Annotated in this window: 17 protein-coding genes and 2 pseudogenes; 8 read left to right on the top strand and 11 right to left on the bottom strand. The window is 72.1% G+C overall.

The window, feature by feature from the left end; translation table 11 throughout:
- Window positions 1-32: 32 nt before the first annotated feature.
- On the bottom strand, window positions 33-3,026 hold the full coding sequence (locus tag ACH4DZ_RS25365; RefSeq protein WP_398289611.1) for an NACHT domain-containing protein: 2,994 nt from the start codon (window positions 3,024-3,026) through the stop codon (window positions 33-35).
- Between the two features lie 324 nt (window positions 3,027-3,350).
- Between ACH4DZ_RS25365 and ACH4DZ_RS25360 the strand changes: the two genes are divergently transcribed.
- Entirely contained in the window at window positions 3,351-4,445 is a 1,095-nt protein-coding gene (locus ACH4DZ_RS25360; protein WP_398289996.1) for a pectinesterase family protein, read from the top strand.
- A 15-nt stretch (window positions 4,446-4,460) separates the two neighbouring features.
- On the opposite strand, the gene ACH4DZ_RS25355 is transcribed toward ACH4DZ_RS25360, so the two are convergent.
- The 4 genes from ACH4DZ_RS25355 to ACH4DZ_RS25340 form a co-directional block, all read right to left on the bottom strand.
- Window positions 4,461-6,227: an ABC transporter ATP-binding protein gene (locus tag ACH4DZ_RS25355; protein ID WP_398289610.1), complete on the bottom strand. Its 1,767-nt coding sequence runs from the start codon at window positions 6,225-6,227 to the stop codon at window positions 4,461-4,463.
- 109 nt (window positions 6,228-6,336) lie between these two features.
- Complete coding sequence (locus ACH4DZ_RS25350; RefSeq protein WP_398289609.1) at window positions 6,337-6,471, bottom strand: hypothetical protein; 135 nt, start codon at window positions 6,469-6,471, stop codon at window positions 6,337-6,339.
- A gap of 201 nt (window positions 6,472-6,672) precedes the next feature.
- Complete coding sequence (locus ACH4DZ_RS25345) at window positions 6,673-7,929, bottom strand: DUF2993 domain-containing protein (protein WP_398289608.1); 1,257 nt, start codon at window positions 7,927-7,929, stop codon at window positions 6,673-6,675.
- A gap of 114 nt (window positions 7,930-8,043) precedes the next feature.
- Entirely contained in the window at window positions 8,044-9,858 is a 1,815-nt protein-coding gene (locus ACH4DZ_RS25340; RefSeq protein WP_398289606.1) for a bifunctional metallophosphatase/5'-nucleotidase, read from the bottom strand.
- A gap of 247 nt (window positions 9,859-10,105) precedes the next feature.
- Between ACH4DZ_RS25340 and mshD the strand changes: the two genes are divergently transcribed.
- Window positions 10,106-11,071, top strand: coding sequence for a mycothiol synthase (gene mshD / locus ACH4DZ_RS25335; protein ID WP_398289605.1), 966 nt, complete (start codon window positions 10,106-10,108; stop codon window positions 11,069-11,071).
- Between the two features lie 113 nt (window positions 11,072-11,184).
- Here the strand turns inward: mshD and ACH4DZ_RS25330 are convergent, their stop codons facing one another.
- The 6 genes from ACH4DZ_RS25330 to ACH4DZ_RS25305 form a co-directional block, all read right to left on the bottom strand.
- Window positions 11,185-11,847, bottom strand: a complete 663-nt coding sequence (locus ACH4DZ_RS25330) for an ABC transporter (RefSeq protein WP_398289604.1) — start codon at window positions 11,845-11,847, stop codon at window positions 11,185-11,187.
- Window positions 11,848-11,852: 5 nt separating this feature from the next.
- The gene (locus tag ACH4DZ_RS25325) at window positions 11,853-13,382 is read right to left on the bottom strand and encodes an ABC transporter permease (RefSeq protein ID WP_398289603.1); all 1,530 of its coding nucleotides are present in this window, start codon (window positions 13,380-13,382) and stop codon (window positions 11,853-11,855) included.
- The gene (locus ACH4DZ_RS25320; RefSeq protein WP_398289602.1) at window positions 13,379-14,269 is read right to left on the bottom strand and encodes an ABC transporter ATP-binding protein; all 891 of its coding nucleotides are present in this window, start codon (window positions 14,267-14,269) and stop codon (window positions 13,379-13,381) included. Before ACH4DZ_RS25320 ends, ACH4DZ_RS25325 begins: the two co-directional genes overlap by 4 nt.
- Before the next feature lie 75 nt (window positions 14,270-14,344).
- Complete coding sequence (locus tag ACH4DZ_RS25315) at window positions 14,345-14,515, bottom strand: hypothetical protein (protein WP_398289601.1); 171 nt, start codon at window positions 14,513-14,515, stop codon at window positions 14,345-14,347.
- Window positions 14,515-15,384 carry a zf-HC2 domain-containing protein gene (locus tag ACH4DZ_RS25310; protein WP_398289995.1) on the bottom strand — a complete coding sequence of 290 codons (870 nt, stop codon included), beginning with the start codon at window positions 15,382-15,384 and terminating at the stop codon, window positions 14,515-14,517. Before ACH4DZ_RS25310 ends, ACH4DZ_RS25315 begins: the two co-directional genes overlap by 1 nt.
- A 38-nt stretch (window positions 15,385-15,422) precedes the next feature.
- Complete coding sequence (locus tag ACH4DZ_RS25305) at window positions 15,423-15,965, bottom strand: RNA polymerase sigma factor (protein WP_398289600.1); 543 nt, start codon at window positions 15,963-15,965, stop codon at window positions 15,423-15,425.
- A 119-nt stretch (window positions 15,966-16,084) separates the two neighbouring features.
- Between ACH4DZ_RS25305 and ACH4DZ_RS25300 the strand changes: the two are divergent.
- From ACH4DZ_RS25300 to ACH4DZ_RS25275, 6 genes and pseudogenes are all read left to right on the top strand, one after another.
- Window positions 16,085-16,321, top strand: a pseudogene (locus tag ACH4DZ_RS25300) (GntR family transcriptional regulator); the annotation flags it as partial.
- Window positions 16,318-16,622, top strand: a pseudogene (locus ACH4DZ_RS25295) (ATP-binding cassette domain-containing protein); the annotation flags it as partial. The pseudogenes ACH4DZ_RS25300 and ACH4DZ_RS25295, both read left to right, overlap by 4 nt.
- 323 nt (window positions 16,623-16,945) lie before the next feature.
- Window positions 16,946-17,488 (top strand): hypothetical protein, encoded by a 543-nt coding sequence (locus ACH4DZ_RS25290; RefSeq protein WP_398289599.1) that lies wholly within the window; start codon window positions 16,946-16,948, stop codon window positions 17,486-17,488.
- Between the two features lie 668 nt (window positions 17,489-18,156).
- A complete protein-coding gene (locus ACH4DZ_RS25285; protein ID WP_398289598.1) occupies window positions 18,157-20,388 on the top strand; it encodes an RNA degradosome polyphosphate kinase in 2,232 nt (743 codons plus the stop codon).
- Window positions 20,369-21,478: a CHAD domain-containing protein gene (locus ACH4DZ_RS25280; protein WP_398289597.1), complete on the top strand. Its 1,110-nt coding sequence runs from the start codon at window positions 20,369-20,371 to the stop codon at window positions 21,476-21,478. The genes ACH4DZ_RS25285 and ACH4DZ_RS25280 overlap by 20 nt, the downstream gene beginning before the upstream one ends.
- A 42-nt stretch (window positions 21,479-21,520) precedes the next feature.
- Window positions 21,521-21,955 (top strand): NUDIX hydrolase, encoded by a 435-nt coding sequence (locus ACH4DZ_RS25275; protein ID WP_398289596.1) that lies wholly within the window; start codon window positions 21,521-21,523, stop codon window positions 21,953-21,955.
- The last annotated feature ends 181 nt before the right edge of the window (window positions 21,956-22,136 follow it).

Below are 22,136 nucleotides of genomic sequence, written 5' to 3'. Positions count from 1 at the left end.
CACCGGCCCCCGGCAGGCACAGCGGGATGGGTTCACTCGTCGCGGCGGCTGTACGCGTCGTGCAGTTGATCCTCGCCCGGCTGCCGCCCGCCGGCTCCTGCCCCGGGGTCCGCCGTCGATGCCAGGCTCTGCTGGAGGCGCAGATGGCAGAACTCGTAACGTGCCCCCGACTGCCGCAGCACCCCGCGGCGGTGCGCCTCCTCCAGGAAGGTCATGAGCCGCCAGGGGGCCCGGCCGGTGAGGGCCAGCCAGATTCTGGCCGGGCCGAGGCGGCCCCAGGCGCTCAGCGCGAGCGCGGACGTGCCGACCTGGACCCACACCTCGGTGTGCATGGTGCCCAGCGTGCCGCCGGGTGGCATCGCCGAGATCAGTGCCAGGCACACCCCGCCCGTGAGGAGCGCGGCGATCGCGCTCCTGGCGAGCGTGGCGTCCCGGTCGGTACGCAGGGTGCTGAGCGGACCGGCCGCGCGCATGGTGTCGGACGGCGTGTTCAGGGCCCGGTAGACGCCGGAGGCGCAGCCGCCGATGGCACCGATCAGGACGCCGAACGCCACGAACGGGCCCACCGCGTCGAGGACGACGGTCCCGGCCCCGCGATGTACGAGCCAGACCCTGGCCTCGTACGGCAGGGCGAGTACCAGGTTGTGGGCGTCGACCGGCTTGCCCTGCCAGGCGCGGGGACCGCTCTGCCAGACGGTCGTCCAACCGTCCTGCCCCTCGTGGATCGTCAGTGTCCCCTCGAACGTCCCGAGCTCCTCGTCCCGCGACATCCGGGCGCCCGCCTTCACGGCGAACGGCTCGCCCAGCCCCTTACGCCCCACCAGCAGGAACTCCCCGGGAACGACCGAGTGGACCGAGCGCTCGCCGTGGGACGTCCGACGGAGCTGCCAGCCTTCGATCACCTCACCGCTCGCGTGCGGCTCGGCCGAACGGATCCGGTCCGCGGCGAACGCGCCCGCCACGCAGCCCACGAGCGCCCCCACGCAGACGCCGATGAGCGTGCAGACCACGAAACCCCGCAGCAGCCCCCTGCCGAAGCCGCGCAGTACCGCGCCCGGACCGGTGTACGGCACCGCCGTCCGCTCCCCGCGCCGCAGTCCGGCGAGGAGGAGGAGCAGCCCCGCGCCGAGGCAGGTGAGGGCGGGCACGACCGCCTCCTGCCGTGCGTAGCCGTAGGAATAGCCGTAGACCGCGAGGCCGGCGAAGACCACGACGGCGCCGAGCGCGCGTACGGTCCGCGGACCGCCCGGGCTGCCCGCCCACGGCAGGCCCATCGGGAGAGGGCGCCGGGGCAGACCCGCGACGCCGAACATCATCGACAGGATCAGCCCGAAACAGCAGCCGTTGAGGAACCAGGCGGGCCTCTGGGTGAGCGCCGCGCCCAGCCGGGAACCGACCAGGGGCGGTACGAGCAGGCCCATGCCCACCGCCACCACCGTCGCGGCGACGGCCATCGTCAGGGCCAGCCGCGCCAACTGGCGTGGCCCCTGCGGAGTCCGCGCCGTGGCGGGCAGCAGCCGGGCCAGTCCGAAACACAGACCCAGCAGAATGCCCGCGTAGTTGAGGACGGCCGACGGCACGCTGTCCCAGTTCGCGACCACCCCGCGGCCGTATTTGGCCAGCGGCACCAGCAGCGCCGCCGAGGCGAGCAGCGCCAGTACGGCGGGGCCGATCACGCGCAGCGCCCGGGGCATCGCCGCCGGGAACTCCCACCAGGCCAGCCGCCAGGTGCCCCGGTGGCCGAAGTCGCGGGCGAGCCGGCGGAGCCAGCGATGGGCCGCGTCCGGGCTCCAGCGCATCTCCGAGTTCAAGGCGGCGTCCGGGCCCCAGGTGCCGCCCGGACCCGCCGCGCCGAAGGCCGCCGGGACGAAGGCGTCCAGCAGGTGCTCCTCGACATGTCCGGCCGTGGGGAAGCGCGCGGTGTCCGCCAGTTCGGCCGGGTCGCGCGAGGTGTCCCCGTACACCGTGCGGGCCAGCGCCACCATCAGCGGTGACGTCATGACCTCCGCCAGGGGCGGGGGCGGGTCCGCCAGCACCGTCGTCCAGAGGGTGGCGCCGTGCGGGGCCGGTCGGGCGGTGTCCTCCAGATAGCGGCGCGCGGTGGAGAGGTCCAGCGGTCGCATGCGTACGACTTCGGCGGCGGTCAGTACGTCGCCGGTCCGCACGGCCCGGGCCCAGACCTCCGTACGGCAGGTGAGCAGGACGGGCAGGCGTTCGTCGAGTTCGGCGTTGAGGCGCCGTAACGCCGTCCCGCGCACCGGGGCGGGCAGCTCGTCGAACCCGTCGAGTACGGGCAACAGGAGCCCGGCGTCGAGCAGTTCGCGTGCCATAGTCCGCTCGTGCGTGACGGCGGCCAGCGGCCGGTACTCCGCGGCCAGCCGCTCGGCCAGCCAGTCGCGCAGGGCCATGGCACGGGGGTCCCAGCCCGCCAGGGGGAACAGCACCGGCACCGGGTCGTCCGGCTGCCGGGCGGCGAGTGCCCCGAGCACGAACCGCACCGCGAGGACGGTCTTGCCCGCCCCCGGGTCGCCCAGTACGACCAGCCGCCGGGAGGGAAGCGCCATGAACGTCTCGACGATCCGGTCGAGCCGCTGGTCGCCGTCGCGCGGTTCGGGCAGCGCGACCTCGGGCCCCGACTCCCCCGGTCCGCCGTGTCGCCGGACGCCGTGGTGCCGGACGCGGTGGGGACGGTCGGCGAGCGGCGGGCCGACGCGGTACCAGCGCACGTTCAACGGCTCCGGGTCCTGCAACCTCCGCAGCCGTGCCTCCGCCTCCCACTGGAGCCGTACCGCGTCGGCGAGTTCGCCGGCCGCCCGCTGCCGCCGCTCGGCGCCGGTGCCGGGGTCCGCCTCCTCGCGCAGCAGGTCGGCCAGGAAGGCGCCGACCGAGACGAGCGCCGAGACCGCGGAGATCCACATCGACGTCCGGTCGGGACCGCCGCCGCCCGCCAGCGCGACGGCCAGCGCGAGCAGGGCCGCGGCGCCCATGCCCAGTCCGACCCGCCGTTGTACCCGTGCCCCCCGCATGACCCGCCCCCGTGTTCGCACCCTGCCGTCCCAGGGATGAACGAGGCGGCGGGCGGTCGCGTACCGGCGCACCGGTCACCCGGTGCAGGCGCGCGGAAGCATGACGGGAGCACATGCCAGAGCCCGGCGGCCGGCACCGCCGCCCGCACCCGGCCGGTCTCCGTGCCACCGCGCCCCGCCCGGTCTCCGTGCCGCCGCACCCAGTCGATCTCCCTGCCGCCGCACCCTGTCGGTCTCCGTGCCCGGCAACCTTTCCGCCGCGAGCGGCGACCAGCAACCGACCGGCTCCCCCCACCCCCACACGAACGGAAGCCGCCCGTGACTGTGAACCGCAGCAAGGCCCGCCCCCGCAGGCTGAGGACCGCCGTGATCGTCGGCGTCCCGCTGGCCTTGGTCGCCTCCACCGCGAACGCGGCGAGTGGCGCCGAAGCCGACGCCGGTGTCCATGCCCGGGCCGCCGCAGCCACCACCCTCACCGTCGCGAAGGACGGCAGCGGGATGTACACGACCGTCCAGGCCGCCGTGAACGCCGTGCCCGCGAACAACGCCTCGCGCGTCGTGATCTCCGTCAAGCCGGGCACGTACCGCGAGTTGGTGAAAGTCCCGTCGAACAAGCCGCACGTGACCATCCAGGGCTCGGGCGCCAGCCGTAAGGACACCGTCATCGTCTACAACAACGCGTCCGGGACGGCGAAACCCGGCGGCGGTACGTACGGGACCAGCGGCAGCGCCACCGTCGCCGTGGAGGCCGACGACTTCCAGGCCCGTAACCTCACGCTCTCCAACGACTTCGACGAGGGCGCCAACCAGAGCCTCAGCGGTCTCCAGGCCGTGGCCCTGCGCACCGCCGCCGACCAGGTCTTCCTCGACGGCGTGATCGTCGAGGGCGACCAGGACACCCTGCTCCTCGACACCGCCGCCAAGGAGAAGCTCGGCCGCGTCTACGTCCGCAACTCCTATGTCATCGGGAACGTCGACTTCATCTTCGGCCGCGCCACCGCCGTGATCGACCAGTCGGTGATCACCCTGAAGAAACGCTGGGACGGCAGCTCGGCGGGGTACATCACCGCTCCCAGCACCGCGGCCGACCGCAAGGGCATCCTGATCAACCGCTCGACGGTGAACGGTGACGTGTCCGCCGGGACCTTCTACCTCGGCCGCAACTGGCACGCGGGCGGCGACGCGACCCTCGACCCGCAGGCCACCGTCCGCGACTCCACGCTGAGCGCCGCCGTGCGGTCGACCCCGTGGGTGGACATGGGCGGCTTCTCCTGGAAGGACGACCGTTTCGCGGAGTACAGGAACACCGGTCCCGGCTCGGGCGCCGCGAGCACGAACCGCCCGCAGCTGACCGACGCCCAGGCCACCGGCCAGGAGGTCGCGGACTGGCTCGGCACCTGGACCCCGACCGCCTCCTGACCCGGGGAGCCGGAGCTACGGGCTCGGCTGCAGCAGCGGCAGGGTCGTCTCCGTCGGGAGCGGGCCCGCCAACTGCGCGTACGTACCCCCGTACGCGAGCAGTTCCTCGTGCGTGCCCTGCTCCACCAGGCGTCCGCCGTCCACGACCAGGATCCGGTCGGCGTCCGGTGCGAGGGTCAGATCGTGGGTGATCATCACGGTCGTCCGGCCGGACACCAGGCGCCGCAACGGCTGTACGACCCGGCGTGCGGCGAGTGCGTCGAGGCCGGCGGTCGGTTCGTCGAGTACGAGGACGGGGGCGGCCCGGAGCATCGCGCGGGCGATGGCCACCCGCTGGAGCTGCCCGCCGGACAGCACGGCCGTGCCGGGCGTGATCAGCGTCTCGTACCCGTCGGGCAGGGAGCGGACGAATGCGTGGGCGTCCGCGTCGCGTGCGGCCTGCTCGATGTCCTCGTCCGTCGCGCCCGGCCGCCCGCACGCGATGTTCTCGCGGATCGTGCCGTGCAGGACCAGGGTCTGCTGGGGCAGCAGGGCCACGTTCTCGCGCAGGAACTCCAGGGTTATGTCCGTGAGCGGGACGCCGTCCAGGCGGATCGCCCCCGCGGAGGGGTCGTAGAAACGGGTCAGGAGTTTGGTGAGGGTCGACTTTCCCGCCCCGCTCGGGCCGGTGACCAGCACGAACTCGCCGGGCCGCGCGGTGAACGACACCTCGTGCAGGCTGTCGCGCCGCGCGCCCGGGTAGCGGAAGGAGGCGTGGTGGAAGGAGACCCAGCCCCGTACGGGCCACTCCCCTACCGGGGCGGCGGGGTCGGTGACGGCCGGCTCGGTGTCCAGGATCTCCTGGAGCCGCTGGGCTCCGGCGGTCGCGGCCGTCAGGGCCAGGCCGAGCTGTCCGAGGTCGCGGATCGGCGGGTAGAGGTAGCCGAGGAACGCGGCGAAGGCGAGCAGTTGCCCGAGCGACATCCGGCCCTGCGCGATCTCCCAGGCGCCGAGCCCGATCACCGTGAGGACGCAGAGCGTCTCGACGACCTCGACGAACTGCTCGTACATCTCGCTCGCGCGGGCCCCGCGCACACTCGCCCGCAGCCAGGCGCGCGCCTCGCGGTCGAGTCGCTTCTCCTCCGCCCCGCGCCGGTTGTACGCCTGGGTGAGCACGATGTTGCCGAGGGACTCCTCGACGACCGAGGTGATCGCGCCGTCGGCGGTCCGCTCGTCCCTGGCGGCCCCCTGGACGCGGCCGGCGAAGCGTCGGGCCGCGACGAGAAAGAGGGGTGCGAGGAGGAAGGTGACCAGGGCGAGGTCCCAGCGGAGCCAGAGTGCGGCGGCGGAGTAGAAGACCGCCGAGAAGGCGGCCGAGACCGCTCCCACCGCGCCCGAGACCACCATCTGCTCAATGGCCTCGACGTCACCCGTGAGCCGTTCGACCAGGTCGCCGCGGCGGTACTGCTGGAAGAAGTGCGGGGGCAGGTCCTGGACATGACGGAAGACTCCCGCGCGCAGCCGCAGTACGAATCTCTCGGCCGTACGGATGGCGAGGGAGTTGCCGAGATAGCCGACGACCGCGCCGAGCACGGCCACCGCCAGCCAGGCACCGGCCGGGCCCCAGAAGGCGTCGAGCGAACCGGCCCGCAGCGCGTGGTCGGTGAGTTCCGCGAAGAGCAGGATCGACGCCGTCTCCGCCAGCGCGGACACGATCACGCAGGCGATGATCAGCGACAGCCATCGGCGGTCGCCGCGCGTCAGCGGCCAGAAACGCGTGAATGCCTCCCGTACTTCCCGCATGGCGTTCAATTCCCTTTCCCTGCCCGGTTGTCTCCCATTTCCCGGGTCCGGGAAATGGCCGAGGCGGGGTCCCCGGATCGAATCCGGGGGCCCCGCCTCGTGGCGTCGCCTACTTGTTGCCGACCGGGCGGCGGTTCTGCCGCTGCTTGGCGGCACGCTTCGGCGCGGGCTTCGCGGCCTGCTTCTTGGCGGCCGGGGCGGCCTTGCGGGACTTGCGGACCGGGGTGACCTTGTGGAAGCTCATGGGATTTCCTCTTTCGTCTGCGGGTCTTCTCTTTTGCCGTAAGCCCTGTTCGGCTCGACATGGAAAACACTACGGGAGCGCAGAGGAAGAAATCGCCAAATCCACTGAGACCTCGATGAATTGCAGCTGAGACGGTTTTCAGACGGAGTCGGGAACCAGTTCCCTATTCACACAGAATTTATTACGCCGCTCACCCGGAGCTTATTTGTCCACCGCTGCCCCGACGGCGAGCCCCTCGCCCGTCACCCGCACGCTGATCCCGTCCTTGTGGACGCGTACGTCCCGCAGCCGCAGGTCGCCCCGGGGCGGCTTCGGGAGCCGGAAGCCGATGGAGAGGCGGTCGACCAGGGCCAGGCGCGTGAGGCGGGAGAGGCCGTCGAGGAGCGCCGGGTCGAAGCCGAGGCGCTTGAGGAGCGCGGGATGGTCCACGGCGAGATCGACGAGGTTGACCTTCATGAGCTCGCGGACGAACTTCGGGGAGCCGGTGAACTCGGCGAAGCCGTTGTCGTCGCGCAACGCGGCCCGCACCGCGCTGTCCGGCACGCCCAGCCGCTCGGCGATCGCCGGCACGGACAGCAGCTCCTTCGCCCTGCGCTTCTCCTTCGCGAGGCGGGCGGCGGACTCACGGGTCAGGTGCAGGCCCTCGGACTCACGGGCGCCGGGGCGGAAGGTGGCCAGGTCGCCGATGTCCAGCCGCATACCGCCGACCTCGGTCGAGATGCCGCGCTCCCCGTCCCGCCGGATCCGCGCGTCGGCCCGCAGCCGCAGATCGTGCCCGGCGACGGGCAGGGTGCCGCGCGCCCGCACCTCGTCGCCGCCGTGACCGGTGAACGTGACCTGGGACGCGCCCAGTTCACGGTTCAGGTCGTCGAAGGAGAGCAGCACCTCGCCGTCGAGCGAGGGGACGCGTGCGCCACGCAGGGAGGTCGGGCCGCCGTCGAGCCGGACCCCGGTGGCCGTGGCCGAGACCTTCGCCAGCGAGATCCGGTCCGCCGCCACGTCCGGGACGGTGACCGACACGGAGTCGAGCCGGCGGTCGAGGACCTGGGTGACGAAGGGGAAGCCGTCGATCTCGACCTCGGGTGTCGCCCGCAGGTCCAGCTGGTCCCGGACCTTCTCGGCCGCCGTGCGCTCCGCGTACAGGAGTGCCCAGCGGTCACCGAGGGCGAGGAAGGCGGCGAGGACGAGGACCGTGATGACGGTTTTGGCGGCAAGGGGCAGGGCGGAGAGGGGAGTTCGTCCGCGGCCGCGGACGCGGCGCTGACGGCGCCGGCCACCGGAGCCCTTGCGGTGGTTCGGGGGCGTCCACCGCGACTCCTCCGGTTCTCCGGCGAAGGCGGGCTCCTCGTCGCGGAGGAAGTCGTCCAGGGGTCCGTCGTCGAGGGCGGCGAGTTCCTCGTACGGGTTGGGTGGGGGATGCGGAGGGGCATGCGCCGCTATGGGGTGGGGGGTACGCATCGCCCGATTCGACCATGCGTACCAACCCCACCCGCAACTCCTACCTGCGGTTCGCGATCTTTCTCACGACCGGACCGCGGGAGCGCCGGACTGCCGGACTGCCGGACTGCTGCACTACTGGACGACGGTGATGCGGTTCGCCGCGGGCGGCGCGATCGGGGCCGTCGCCGAGGAGTTGGCCAGCAGGTACTTCTCCAGGGCCGCGAGGTCGTCGTCGCCCACCAGGTCGTCGGTGCCCAGACCCAGCGTGGTGAAGCCGTCGCCGCCGCCCGCGAGGAAGTTGTTCGTCGCGACGCGGTAGGTGGCGGCCGGGTCGATCGCGGCACCGTTCAGCTTGACCGATTCGGTGACGACCCGGTCGGCGCCGCTCTTGGTGAGGTCGAGCGTGTAGGTGAGGCCCGACGAGATCTGCAGCACCTTCGGCGAGGTCGCGTTCGTACCGCTGACCTGCTCCTTCAGCACCTGCACGACCTGGGCGCCGGTGAAGCTCTGCAGGTTCACGGTGTTGGCGAACGGCTGGACGGTGAAGCCCTCCGCGTACGTCACCACTCCGTCGCCCTCGGTGCCCTTGGACGCGTAGGTCAGGGGCGCCCGGATACCGCCCGGGTTCATCAGCGCGAGGTCGGTCTCGGGGTCCAGCTCCTTGCCGTACGCGAGCTGCGCGTCGGCGATCAGGTCGCCGATCGGGGACTCGGTGCCGACGTTGGTGATGTCACCGGAGATGTACCCGATGGGCTTGTTGCCGATCGGCGCCGCGAGGGTGTTCCACCTGGTGATCAGCTCGGTCATGTCCGGGGCCTTGGCCACGTCACGCGTCACCACGTGGTTCGCGGAGGCGACGGCGGTCCGGGCGATGTCGCCGGTCCGGCGGTCGTACGTCAGCGTCGTGTCGGTGTAGAGCCGCCCGAAGGACGCCGCCGAGGTGACCGTACGAGGCTTGCCCGACGGGTCGTCGATCGTGCACGCGTACGCGGCGTGCGTGTGACCGGTGACCAGCGCGTCGACCTTCGGCGTGACGTTCTTCGCGATGTCCACGATGGGACCGGAGATGCCGTCGCCGCCACCGGGCGAGTCGCAGTCGTAGTTGTACGCGGCCGAGGCCGGCAGCCCGCCCTCGTGGATCAGCGCGACGACCGACTTGACGCCCTGCTTCTCCAGCTCCTTGGCGTACTTGTTGATCGTCTCGACCTCGTCCTTGAACTTGAGGCCCTTCACGCCCTCGGCGGAGACGACTCCCGGGGTGTCCTCAAGCGTGACCCCGATGAAGCCGATCTTCACGCCGTTCTTCTTCCACACCCAGTAGGGCTTGAGGATCGGCTTCTTGGTCTTCTCGTCGAGGACGTTCGCCGCGAGGTACGGGAAGTCGGCGCCCTTGAACTTCTTGCCCTTGACGTAACAGCCGTCCGTGGGGTGGCAGCCGCCGTTCTGCAGACGGCCCAGTTCCTTCGCACCCTCGTCGAACTCGTGGTTGCCGACGCTCGTCACATCGAGGTCGAGCTTGTTCAGCGCCTCGATGGTGGGCTCGTCGTGGAAGAGACCCGAGATCAGCGGCGAGGCACCGACCATGTCACCGCCCGCCGCGGTGACGGAGTACTTGTTGCCCTGCCGGGCCTGGCGCAGATGCGTCGCCAGGTACTCGACACCGCCCGAGTCGATCGTCTTGCTGGTGCCGTCGGGCTGGATCTCGGTGACCCGGCCGGAGGAGCCGGACGGCGGCTCCAGGTTGCCGTGCAGGTCGTTGAAGGACAGCAGCTGGACGTCCTGGTAGCGGGACGGGCTCTGGTGTCCGTGCTTCTTCGCCGACTCGCCCGCGGACGCGGACGCGGGAAGCGCCGCGACCAGCGCGCCGATGGTGGCGACGCCCGCGACGCCCGCGAGGAGGCGGGTGGTGCGGCGTCTTGGGCGGAACGGCTGAGGTATGGCTGACATGTGCCCCCCTGTGGGTCGGCTGATATGTGGGCCCCGTCCCGGCGCAGCCTAGAGTCAACGCGCGTAGCGCGACAGGGGGTTCGGGGTTACGGACTGGTTGCCACGAGGGGTTTTTCACCACGAACCGGACAGGTCGCGTACCGGCCACGTACGGGCTGCGCATCGGCCGCCCCCTGGCCGCACACTCCTCCCGGTGCCCTTGGCGGGCCACTTCGCCATGAACCGGACACGCCGTACCCTCGTACCCATGACCAGCGACGACACCGCACCGGCTGCCCGCAAGCTCTCGGCCTCGCTCGGCCAGGGCGGTACTCCCACGGCCCGCTCCATCGACGTCCTCACCGCGCTGACCCCCGAGCGGACCGAGGCCGTGCTCGCACTCCTCTCGGAGGCCGCCCGGACCGACGGACAGCAGGCGGTGTCCGAACAGGGCCGGCTGCACCTGCGCGGTGAGGCACAGGACGGAATCCGCCATCTGCTGCTGAGCACGGAGGGTCTGCTCGTCGGGTACGCGCAGTTGGAGGACACCGATCCCGTCGAGGCGCCCGCCGCCGAACTGGTCGTCCACCCGGCGCACCGGGGGCACGGGCACGGGCGGGCGCTGGGCAACGCGCTGCTCGCCGAGTCCGGCAAGCGGATGCGGGTGTGGGCGCACGGCGGGCATGCGGCGGCCCGCCATCTCGCCCAGGTCCTCGGTCTCGCCCTGTTCCGCGAACTGCGTCAGATGCGACGGCCCCTGACCGGGCTCGACCTGCCCGAGCCGACGTTCCCGGACGGCGTGCGGGTGCGTACGTTCGTGCCCGGCGAGGACGACGCGGCCTGGCTCGCCGCGAACGCCGCCGCCTTCGCGCACCATCCCGAGCAGGGCTCTCTCGGACAGCGGGACCTCGACGCGCGCAAGGCCGAGCCGTGGTTCGATCCGGCCGGGTTCTTCCTCGCCTTCCGCGGCGACGAACTGGTCGGCTTCCACTGGACGAAGGTCCACGAGGCCGAGGGGCTGGGCGAGGTGTACGTCGTCGGGGTGCGGCCCGATGCGCAGGGGGGTGGGCTGGGCAAGGCCCTCACCGCGGTCGGCCTCCGGCATTTGGCGGGTGTCGGGGTGCCGGACGCGATGTTGTACGTCGATGCGGACAACTTGGCCGCGGTGGCTGTGTACGAACGGTTGGGCTTCGTGGTGCACGAGACGGACCTCATGTATCGGACTGAGTCCTGAACGGACGGGACGACGACGGTTCGATGCACAGTCCTGGCCGGACAGTCCTGGCCGGACAGTCCTGGCCGGTGAGTCCTGGCCGGTGGGGGCTTGTCGCGCCGTTCCCCGCGCCCCTAAAGGGCGCCCCTTGAGGGCGCCGTCCTGAGGGGGCGCAGCCTCGGTCCTGCTCGGACTGGCTCCGCACATGCCCTCGCTCCCACTACCGCCGCCGCCGTCAGCAGCAGTGCCCAGCGGTCGTGGGTGGACTGCCAGCGGGGGTCGTCCGGGGCCACGAACAGGGTCCAGTCGGGCGGCAGCAACAGGGCCGCCGTAACCCCCGTGACCAGCAGCCACATTGATATCGCCGCTCCTGGCTCCGTGGCCTGCGTGCGGCGTATGACCAGGGTCGCCGCGGCGAGGGCCAGTACCGCCGTGGCCGCCGCCTCCAGGGTGAGTGCGCCGGCCGGTGGGCGGGACTCCTCCGGTACGAGGAGCAGTGCCGTCGTCCAGCAGAGCACGGCCCACGGGGCGACCAGCGCCACGCGCAGGGCGACCCGCACCGGGCGCCGGGCCGGCACCGCCGAGGTGATGTGCCGGGCCGGGTCGTCCAGCAGGAACGCCAGGCCCAGGGCGAAGGCGAGCGCTGCGGCCCGCAGCGCGTAGAGGCCGACCAGCGGATCGGGCAGGCCGGACTGCAGGCGCGGGATGCCCGCCAGCAACAGTCCCACGGCGGTGGCTGCCGCGAGCGCGCGCCGGGGCAGCGCGCGCCACACCGGCGGGAGAAGAGCGCGCGTCATGAGCGTCACCTGTCGCACGAGTCACCGTCCGTCGTCTTGCCCGCGGCCGGCACGCCCAGGATCTCCGCCACCCGCGCCATCGACGTCCTGGGTGAGGTGAGCTCCGTCCACTTGGCCTTCACCTTGCCGGCCACGTCATAACGCGGTTTCTTGAGCAACTCCACGACGATTCGCGTCTGTTCGGCGCTCATCGAGAAGGGTTCGGTGGGTGACAGGACGATGGCGGCACCCTTGTCGCTGTCGTCGAGGCGGACGTTGCGCAACGCGGAGATCGGGTCGGAATCGCCGCCCAGCGCCAGCCACATGACCGTCACCACGCGGGCGTCGCAGACCTCGCTGCCCGCCTTCTCGTCGCCCGCCACCAGCACCGACGCGACGGCGACGGCGAACTCGGGGACGCGGTTGCCGCCCCAGTCGGTGCGGACGGTCACATGGCCGGGCTCGGTGGACGGGGAGAGCGTGCTGTCGGACTCCAGGCCGTAGCGGGCGTCGAGGCGCTGGTCCACGGTCAGCCGCTCACCGCCCGCCCTGCCGCCCGCGAGGTTCTGGACGCGGTCGACCACGGCGGCCCAGTCGGTGGTGCGGCCCGTCCACTCGGGGAAGGCGCAGTACGAGGACCTGCCGTGCTCGACGCACTTACGGATCTCCTCCGGGGTGACCGACGCCCGCTCGCGGGCCGGTGTCGACCCCGGCGGGGTGCCGCCGGACTGGCCGGCCACGCCCACCAGCGTGAGGGCGAGGGATCCCGCGACGGCCACCTTGACGACCGTCGAACGGCCGCCGCTGACCAGCACCGCGAGCAGGGCGACGGACAGGGCGAGCCCGATGAGGTACAGGGCGTGCCAGGCGGCGGGACGGCTCAGCAGATCGGAGGGGAAGGAGTCGGAGCCGCTCTCGGAGACCACCGGGTACAGCCAGTTCACCCAGTTGCTTCCGGACGGGGGCGCCACGAACGCCTCCGTGAAGAGCAGGAGGACGAGAAGTATCGGCGCGGCGAAGACGGAGAGGAACAGGCGGCCGAAGAGCGCGCCCAGGACTCCGAACAGCAGGACCGTCAGCGGGCCGACGGCGAGTTCGGCGGGCGAACCGTGTCCGGCCGCGCCCGGCTTGAGCGCGGCCCAGGTGAACTGGACGGTCACGCACACGGCCGTGAACAGGGCCGCCGGGACGGCGGACAGCACATGGGCGATCGTGCGCCGCCAGGGCTCGACGACCAGGACGTCGAAGTGCCGGTCCGTGTCACGCCGGCGGGAGCGCAGGACCGCGCGGTTGACGTTGAGCATGACGGCCAGCCCGATCAGCACCGGCATCATCTGCGTGCCGCGGTCGACGTTCTGCAGTATCGGGAAGTCGCTCTGGCTCTGGGTGGTCTGCCAGACGATCCAGATCATGTACAGGACCGCGAGGGCGAGGAAGGACATGTTCATCCGCAGCTCGCGCGCCTCGAAGCGGGCGAGGGCGAACACGGCCGCCCAGGAACGTGGCGGATGCGTCGGCCCGGCGGTCCGCGCGGGTGTCTCCAGTACGGTGCTCATGCGGCCGTCACCTCCGAGGACTCCCCGTCGAGGGTGAGCAAGTAGCCGTCCTCCAGCGTCGGTTCGACGAGGTCGGCGCCCTCCGGGGGCTCACCGACGTTCCGGAAGGAGCCCGTGCCCGTGCGCCAGCCGGCCCACGCGCCCGGGTCGCGTTCGGTGCTGCTCCACACCCGCCCGGCCGCCCGTGCGGTCAGCTCGGCCGGGGTGCCCTCGAAGCGGACCCGGCCACGGACCATGACGATCACGCGGTGGCAGAGCATCGCGACGTCCTCGGTCTGGTGGGTGGACAGCAGCACGGTTCGCCCCTCCCCCGCCCGGGCGATCAACTCCCGGAACCGCACACGCTGCTCGGGGTCGAGGCCGACGGTCGGCTCGTCGAGGACCAGGAAACCGGGATCTCCTACGAGGGCGGCGGCCAGCGCGACCCGCTGACGCATCCCGCCGGAGAGCTTCTTGATCCGCTTGCTCCGTACGTCGGACAGCGCGACGGCGTCCAGGACCCGCCGCACCTCGCGGTGCCGGGCCATGCGGTCCGTCAGCTCCTTCAGGATCGCCACGTAGTCGACGAACTCGAACGCCGAGAAGTCCGGGTGGAAACCGGGCGCCTGCGGCAGATAGCCCAGCGCGCGCCGCACCTCCTGCCGTCCGGCCGACGTGCCCGGGTCGTTGCCGAGCACCGTGAACGCTCCCTTGTCCGGGGGCACGGCCGTGGCCAGGACCCGCAACAGGGTGGTCTTTCCGGCCCCGTTGGGCCCGAGCAGCCCGGTGACGCCCTCGCCGAACCGCACGGACACGTCGTCGAGGGCGGCCGTTCCTCCGTAGCGGAGGGTCAGCCCGGCGGCGGACACCGTCGGTACCGAAGGCCGTACCGGGGAAAGGTCAGACATGCGTGACTCCAGTGGATCCCGTGGAAGAGAGCGAAGGCAGGAGGGCGAGGACGAGGGCGAGGGGGCGGAGGTCCCTCACCCGTCACCCCCGCCGGAGGAGGAAGAGGAGGAGGCCGAGCCCCGCTTGCCGGAGGAGAAGGCCAGGAGGACCAGGACCGCGAAGTAGAGCACCTTGAGGAGAACTGAAGCGATCATCAGCAGTGCGGCTCCGACCAGCTTGAAGCGTCTGCGCCAGGCGACCGACATCACGGCGCTCCCCCGTCCGTGAAGCCTGTGAAGCCCGCGAACGGCGTGCGCGCGGAGGTCGAGTCGAAGCGGTCGCGGCGGAGGTAGAAGAGCCCGGCGGCGAGCACGGCGACCGCGGCGGCGACGCTCTGCCCCGCCACCGTGTAGGGCGCGAGAGTCCCCTCGGAGGTCGTCCGCTGCGCGATCAGCAGTACGGCGATCCACGTACCGCCGACCAGACTCGGCGCGAGGACCGGGCCCAGCCGGGGCGTCAGCGCGAGCCCGGTCGAGGTGAGCGCGAGCGCCGGCAGCAACCAGGCCAGGGCGCGCAGTCCGTACGAGGGAAGCGCGAGCGTCGCCAGGCCGTTCAGGGCGAGCGCGGCAGCCAGCACCGGCACCGTGCGGATCATCAGCAGCCGGAAGCCGTGCATCGGCGACACCACGGCCATCTCGTACGTCGGGTCGAGCACCGGCCCGTACGACAGCGCGACCCCGGCGAGGGGCAGCAGCGGGGCCAGGGCGAGGAACATCGCCGGGCTGTCGGGCGCCCCGACGGAACTGGTCGCGATCACCGTGAAGAACAGCACGGCGACGAGTGCGCTCAGCCACGACCGGCGCAGCACCGGCGTCGCGGCCAGCAGTCGCGCGGTGTGGTCGGCCACCCCGACCCGGACGAGCAGCGACTCCAGGAAACCCGGTCGCGGCACGTCCAGCTCTGCGTCGAGCCGCTCCCATCCCTCGTCCAGCGAGGCCGGGTCGCCCACCTCGGCGAGGACCGCCCGGCAGCGCTCGCAGGCCATGAGGTGCGTGTCGGCCGACCAGAGCATCGGGGCCGCCAGCTCGCCCCGTACATACGCCCGGAGGTCGTCCTCCGCGACGTGCCAGGTCATCCCGCCCGGATCGCGGACCCCGTTCGTGTCGCCGTCGCTCATGCCAACTCCTCCCGCAGCTGCTTGCGGGCCCGAAGTGCCCGTGTCTTGACCGTCCCCGGCGGGATGCCGAGCAGGACGGCCGCCTCGCGGGTGGTCAGCCCGTCTATGACCGTGGCCTGCAGGACCGACCGCAGCTCCGGCGACAGCCGGACCAGGGCGCCGGCGAGGTCCCCGTGCTCCACCCCCGCGAGCACGCGCTCCTCCGCGGACTCCTCCTCGCGGTGCCGCAGCCGCGCGAGCGCCTGCCGCATCCGGCCCCGGGCGCCGTCGCCCCGCAGGGCGTCGATGAGACGCCGCGAGCCGATGCGCCACAGCCAGCCGGCCACGTCGCCCTCCTCGCGGTAGCGGGCGCTGCCGCGCCACACCGCGAGAAACGTCTCCTGGACGACCTCGTCGACCGTCCCCGCGTCGGAACAGCGGCCCCGCAGCCTCGCTCCGAGCCAGGGCGCGTACCGCCGGTACAGCTCTTCGAAGGCGCGGCGGTCACCGTCGGCCGCGATGGCCCGCAGCAGATCCCCGTCGCTTCTCGTTTCCCTCACACCCCCTCATCGCACGAGCCCCACGGATCGGTTCACGCATCCACCGGAAGTTTCCGGAACCCCTGATTCACCGTGCGACCGCCCGATCCACCTTGACAGGCAGCCGGCCGTGCATCACGAACACCGTCCTCAAGGCCTACCGCGAGCTGGAACGCGAGGGCCTGGTCGAGGCCAGACGCGGCCTCGGCACCTTCGTGCGGCGCTCCCCGGGCTCCGCACCCGCCGACCACACCGCCCTGCGCTCGAAGCTGACGGCGTGGCTGGACGAGGCACGCGAGGAAGGTCTGGAGCGCGAGGACATCTCCGCGCTCTTCACCTCCGTACTGGACGAGAAGTGCCCTGAGGGGGAGCGATGAACAGGGACGGCGACAGGACCGCGCTCGTAGCGGTCGGGCTGGGGAAGCGGTACCGGCGCAGGCGGGGCCACGTCCTGCGGGACTGTTCCCTCCGCCTGCCCGCGGGCCGGATCTGCGCCTTGGTCGGGCCCAACGGAACGGCAAGTCGACGCTCCTCGCCCTGGCCGCGGGCCTGACCCGCCCCACCGAGGGCACGGTGAGGGTCCTCGGCACCACGCCCGCCCGCGCCCGTGGGCGTTTCGCCTACGTCGCGCAGGCCAAGCCGCTGTCGCCCCGGCTCACGGTCGCCGCCACCCGGCGTACGGCCCGGGTTACGGGATCGCCTCCGCGGACGTCCAGGAACAGTGCCGGCGGGACATCGAGGCCTGCCACTTCCCCGGCGGCCCCTGGCTGAGCCGGTACAGCACAGCCGTAGCCCTCACCACCCTCGTCGTCTCCTTCCTCCCCCTGCTCGTCGCCGCCTGGGCGGGCGCGGCCCTTATCGGCCGCGAGCTGGAGAACGGCACCGCGCATCTCGCCTGGACCCAGTCCGTCTCCCCGGCCCGCTGGCTCGCCGCGAAACTCGCCGTCCCCGCGCTGTTCGTCACCGCCGGCGCGGCCCTGCTGGTCCCCCTGCACCGCCTGATGTGGGCCGGCGGCGGAGAACTGCTGTGGACGGACTGGTTCGACGCGTACGGCTTCCGCTCCAACGGCACCACCGCCCTCGCGTACGCCCTCTGCGGACTGGCCGTCGGCGTCCTCGCGGGCCTGGTGGCCGGCCGCACGCTGCCCGCCCTGGGCGTCGCCGTCGCCGTCATGTTCGCCATCACCCATCTGGGCGATCAGTACCGGCCGAGTATGTGGCCCACGGTCACGGTCACCGGTGCCGAGACCCTGAGACTGCCGGACCAGGCCCTTCAGCTGGACCGCGGCGTGATCACCGACGGGGGTGTCCGCATCGGCAACAACATGGCGTGCGCCGACGCCGACAGCGGCGTGGCCGACCTGCGGAGTTGCCTGGCGCACAACGACCTCGCCGATGTCTGGGCCACCTTTCACCCGCGGTCCCACTTCTGGCCCCTGCAGCTCGCCGAGAGCGGGATCGTCCTCGGCATCGCCGCCCTCGCGGCCACCGCGGCGTTCGTCCTGCTCCGGTGTCGTACCGCTGCCGCGGGATCCGCCGTATGAACACCGGGCTGCCGGGGAATGCCAGGCTGCCGGGGAACTCCGGACTCCCCTTCAACGCAGGGCTGGGGGCCGGTCGCGCAGTTCCCCGCGCCCCTTATCGGGTGCGGCCCCGCTGGATGACGTACGGGGGTCAGGACCGGATGCATGTGCCCGCCCGGTGGGGGCCGGTCGCGCCGTTCCCCGCGCCCCTTACGGGTGCGGCCCCGCTGGACGACCGGCGTACCGGGGGGCAGGACCGGATGCATGTGCCGGTCCGGTGGGGGCTCGTCGCGCCGTTCCCCGCGCCCCTTACGGGTGCGGCCCCGCTGGACGACCGGCATACCGGGGGGCAGGACCAGATGCATGTGCCCGCCCGGTGGGGGCCGGTCGCGCCGTTCCCCGCGCCCCTTACGGGTGCGGCCCCTCCGGGGTGGCTTGGGGCGTATGCGTCCGCCATGTCGACGTCGGGGGGCCTCCCCCCGATATCCCGCACGTCATGTCGCCGTAACCAGTGATTCAGACAGGCTTGCGACCCTCGGGCAATGAACCCCGGTCCGCCCGAGCCCTCGCCTCCGCCGGAGCGCGAGCCCTCCGTGAAGAGGAGGAACGGAAGCCCTCACCTCCTCGCGGCGCTTCCGCCCGCTCTCTCCGACGCGCCTGTTTCCGGCCCGGCACGGAAGAATGGGTTCATGAACCAGCCCAATGCCCAGGCGCAGGTCCAGCACCCGCAGCCGTCCGTCGGTTCCATAGCCGCCCACCGCCCGCACACCGTGGCGGCGAACGTCTCCGACCTGGAGCCCGACCTCGACGCCGACCTCGACGAGTACGAGGATCTGGTGCAGGACGGCGTCCAGCTTCCGCAGGGCCGGTTCCTCGACCGGGAACGCAGTTGGCTCGCGTTCAACGAACGGGTCCTCGAACTCGCCGAGGATCCGAACACTCCCCTCCTCGAACGGGCGAAATTCCTGGCCATCTTCGCCAGCAACCTGGACGAGTTCTTCATGGTCCGGGTTGCCGGTCTGAAGCGGCGCATCGCCACCGGCGTGGCCACCCGCTCGGCCTCCGGCCTCCAGCCCCGCGAGGTGCTGGAGATGATCTGGGCCCGCTCGCGCGAACTCATGGCCCGGCACGCCGCCTGCTACCAGGAGGACGTGGCGCCCCAGCTCGCCGAGGAGGGCATCCACCTCGTCCGCTGGAGCGAGCTGTCCGAGAAGGAGCAGGCGCGCCTCTTCACGCTCTTCCGCCACCAGATCTTCCCGGTCCTGACCCCCCTCGCGGTCGACCCGGCGCACCCCTTCCCGTACATCTCGGGTCTGTCCCTGAACCTCGCGGTCGTCGTGCGCAACCCGGTCTCCGGGCACCGCCACTTCGCGCGCGTGAAGGTGCCGCCGCTGCTCTCCCGCTTCCTGGAGGCCTCCCCGAACCGCTTCGTCCCCATCGAGGACGTCATCGCGGCCCATCTGGAGGAGCTCTTCCCCGGTATGGAGGTCCTGGAGCACCACACGTTCCGCCTCACCAGGAACGAGGACCTGGAGGTCGAGGAGGACGACGCCGAGAACCTCCTCCAGGCCCTGGAGAAGGAACTCATGCGGCGCCGCTTCGGCCCGCCGGTGCGCCTGGAGGTCGAGGAGTCCATCGACCGCTACGTACTGGACCTGCTGGTACGGGAGTTGAAGATCTCCGAGGCGGAGGTCTATCCGCTCCCCGGCCCCCTGGACCTCACCGGCCTCTTCGGCATCGGCGCCCTCGACCGACCCGAGCTGAAGTTCCCGAAGTTCATCGCGGGCACCCATCGCGACCTCGCGGAGGTCGAGTCGGCGTCCCCGCCCGACATCTTCGCGGCCCTGCGCGAACGCGACGTCCTGCTGCACCACCCGTACGACAGCTTCTCCACCTCCGTCCAGGCGTTCCTGGAGCAGGCGGCGACGGACCCGGACGTGCTGGCCATCAAGCAGACGCTGTACCGCACCTCGGGCGACTCCCCCATCGTGGACGCCCTCATCGACGCCGCCGAGTCCGGCAAGCAGGTCCTGGTCCTCGTCGAGATCAAGGCACGCTTCGACGAGCAGGCCAACATCAAGTGGGCCCGCAAACTGGAGGAGTCGGGCTGCCACGTGGTCTACGGCCTCGTCGGCCTCAAGACCCACTGCAAGCTGTCGCTCGTGGTGCGCCAGGAGGGCGAGACCCTGCGCCGCTACAGCCACGTAGGCACGGGCAACTACCACCCCAAGACCGCCCGCCTGTACGAGGACCTGGGGCTCCTGACCGCCGACCCACAGGTGGGCGCGGACCTCTCCGACCTCTTCAACCGGCTCTCCGGCTACTCCCGCCGCGAGACCTACCGCCGCCTGCTCGTCGCACCCAAGTCCCTGCGCGACGGCCTGATAGCGCGCATCAACAAGGAGGTCCAGCACCACCGTGCCGGACGCCCCGCCCATGTCCGCATCAAGGTCAACTCGATGGTGGACGAGGCGCTCATCGACTCGCTCTACCGCGCCTCCCAGGCCGGCGTGCCGGTCGACGTCTGGGTACGCGGAATCTGCGCGGTACGGCCCGGAGTCGCGGGCCTGTCCGAGAACATCCGCGTACGGTCCATCCTCGGCCGCTTCCTCGAACACTCCCGGGTCTTCGGCTTCGGCAACGGCGGCGAGCCCGAGGTGTGGATAGGCAGCGCCGACATGATGCACCGCAACCTCGACCGGCGTATCGAAGCACTGGTGAGGATCACCGACCCGGCCCACCGGTCGGCCCTCAACCGGCTGTTCGAGACCGGTATGTCCGACACCACTTCCTCCTGGCACCTCGGCCCCGACGGCGAATGGACCCGGCACGCGACCGATGCCGAGGGCCAGCCCCTGCGCAACGTCCAGGAGATGCTCATAGACGCCCGGAGGCGCCGGCGTGGCACAGCAACACCTTGACCCGACGGCCGGACCCGTGGCCGGGGACGCCCTCGCGGCATACCTCCGGGCCCAGGCCACGGAGTTCCTCCGCGCGCTGCGCCAGCACCGGGAGACCGGTGGCGTGGCGGGTGGGGGTTCCCCCGCGCGAGCGCAGTCGAGCGTGGGGGAGAACGGCTCGAAGGAGGCCGTGGACGCGGCGCGCGCCCTGCGCCGCTCGGCCCGCCGCATCAGCGGCACCCTGCACACCTTCCGGCCCCTCCTCGACGAGGGCTGGTCGGAGGCCATGCGCCCCGAACTGGCCTGGCTCTCGGGGACGCTGGCCCGCGAACACGCCTACGGTTCCCGCCAGGAGCGGCTGCTCGCGGCACTGCACCGGCTGTCGGGCTCGGCGGCCTTCCCCTCGCAGGCCTCCTCCGAGGTACGGCAGGAGAAGGGCCAGCTGACCGTCGGCGCGGCCAAGGCGGGCGCCCTCCTGGAGCGCCAGCTGACCCTCGCCCGGACCCGCGCCCACTCGGCCGCGCTCCAGGCCCTCGGCTCCAGCCGCTTCCACGCCGTCGCCGACAACGTCGCCGTGCTGGCCAGCGAGGTCCCGCTCACCCCGGCCGCGACGACGGCCACGACGGCCGGCACGGTCGGCACGGCTTCCGCGGCCGGCACGGCTTCCGCGGGGCTCAAGTCGCTGGCCGCCGCCGCGGAGGACCGCCTCCGCGACGCCGTCACCGGACTGCCCCTGGTCTCCGCGGGCCACCCCTACAACTCGGAGGCCCTCGTCCACGGCCTCTCCGCCGACACGGCCCCGCAGCCCCAGGACGCCCCCTGGCACCAGGTACGCCTCCTGCTGCGCCTGCACCGCTATGCGCGCGAGGTCCTGTTCGGCGACGAAGTCCTGCTGGACGTCCGCCTGTTGAACGCGGGCCAGGCCCTGGACCGGCATCGCGACGCGGCGGAGGCGGCAGCGGCGGCGGCCTCGGCGGCCCGCACCCCGCGGATCGCGCCGGCGACGGCGTACGCGCTCGGAGTGCTCCACGCCGACCAGCGGCACGAAGTGGAAGCGGCCAGGTTCACGTTTCAGCGGGCCTGGATGAGGGAGACGGTCGGCACTCCGTGACGGCTCGACCGGCGGAGGCCGCTACGCGCGACAGGAGGCCCAGTGCACACGACGTTCCCGGACCCCGGCTCCGACCCCGTACTCGCGGCGGGCTGCGTGCTGTGGCGCCGCTCGCCCGCCGACGGCGGACTGCAGATCTGCCTGGTCCACCGGCCGAAGTACGACGACTGGTCGCACCCCAAGGGCAAGCTGAAGTCCGGCGAGGACACGCTCGCCGCGGCGCTGCGCGAGGTCGAGGAGGAGACCGGGCACCGGTGCGCGCCGGGGCCGCGCCTGACGACCCTCCGCTATGTGGCCAACGACCGCCCCAAGCAGGTCAGTTACTGGGCCGCCGAGGCGACCGGGGGTGACTTCGTCGCCAACCGTGAGGTGGACCGGGTGCTGTGGCTTGCGCCGGCGGCGGCGCGGGGGCGGCTTACGCAGGTGCGGGACCAGGAGCTGGTGGATGAGCTGCTGGCGGTCCTGCGGCGCGTGTAGCACTGCATGCGGCCGGCGGCGCGTGCAGCACTGCGTGCGGCTGGCGGCGTGTGTTCGGCTGCAGGTGCGTCGTGGCTGGGCGCGCAGTTCCCCGCGCCCCTAGGAGTTGTCTTCAAATGTCACGCCCACATCAGGAGCGAGGCGAGTGTGACGGCTGCTTGGTAGGACTCGGCGGTCTTGT

Origin of the sequence: Streptomyces sp. NPDC017991 (assembly GCF_044328075.1) — a bacterium.
GTDB lineage: Bacteria > Actinomycetota > Actinomycetes > Streptomycetales > Streptomycetaceae > Streptomyces.
The sequence above is the reverse complement of the archived record's forward strand: the minus strand, read 5'-3'. Positions and strand labels throughout refer to the sequence as shown.

What these genes read in the sequence shown, in the direction of transcription:
- ACH4DZ_RS25340 (WP_398289606.1), bottom strand. Translation starts at nt 9,858, where the DNA reads ATGTCAGCCATACCTCAGCCGTTCCGCCCAAGACGCCGCACCACCCGC.
- ACH4DZ_RS25330 (WP_398289604.1), bottom strand. Translation starts at nt 11,847, where the DNA reads ATGACGCGCGCTCTTCTCCCGCCGGTGTGGCGCGCGCTGCCCCGGCGC.
- ACH4DZ_RS25310 (WP_398289995.1), bottom strand. Translation starts at nt 15,384, where the DNA reads ATGACCTGGCACGTCGCGGAGGACGACCTCCGGGCGTATGTACGGGGC.
- ACH4DZ_RS25290 (WP_398289599.1), top strand. Translation starts at nt 16,946, where the DNA reads ATGTGGGCCGGCGGCGGAGAACTGCTGTGGACGGACTGGTTCGACGCG.
- ACH4DZ_RS25315 (WP_398289601.1), bottom strand. Translation starts at nt 14,515, where the DNA reads ATGTCGGTCGCCTGGCGCAGACGCTTCAAGCTGGTCGGAGCCGCACTG.
- ACH4DZ_RS25320 (WP_398289602.1), bottom strand. Translation starts at nt 14,269, where the DNA reads ATGTCTGACCTTTCCCCGGTACGGCCTTCGGTACCGACGGTGTCCGCC.
- ACH4DZ_RS25285 (WP_398289598.1), top strand. Translation starts at nt 18,157, where the DNA reads ATGAACCAGCCCAATGCCCAGGCGCAGGTCCAGCACCCGCAGCCGTCC.
- ACH4DZ_RS25355 (WP_398289610.1), bottom strand. Translation starts at nt 6,227, where the DNA reads ATGCGGGAAGTACGGGAGGCATTCACGCGTTTCTGGCCGCTGACGCGC.
- ACH4DZ_RS25365 (WP_398289611.1), bottom strand. Translation starts at nt 3,026, where the DNA reads ATGCGGGGGGCACGGGTACAACGGCGGGTCGGACTGGGCATGGGCGCC.
- mshD (WP_398289605.1), top strand. Translation starts at nt 10,106, where the DNA reads ATGACCAGCGACGACACCGCACCGGCTGCCCGCAAGCTCTCGGCCTCG.
- ACH4DZ_RS25350 (WP_398289609.1), bottom strand. Translation starts at nt 6,471, where the DNA reads ATGAGCTTCCACAAGGTCACCCCGGTCCGCAAGTCCCGCAAGGCCGCC.
- ACH4DZ_RS25345 (WP_398289608.1), bottom strand. Translation starts at nt 7,929, where the DNA reads ATGCGTACCCCCCACCCCATAGCGGCGCATGCCCCTCCGCATCCCCCA.
- ACH4DZ_RS25325 (WP_398289603.1), bottom strand. Translation starts at nt 13,382, where the DNA reads ATGAGCACCGTACTGGAGACACCCGCGCGGACCGCCGGGCCGACGCAT.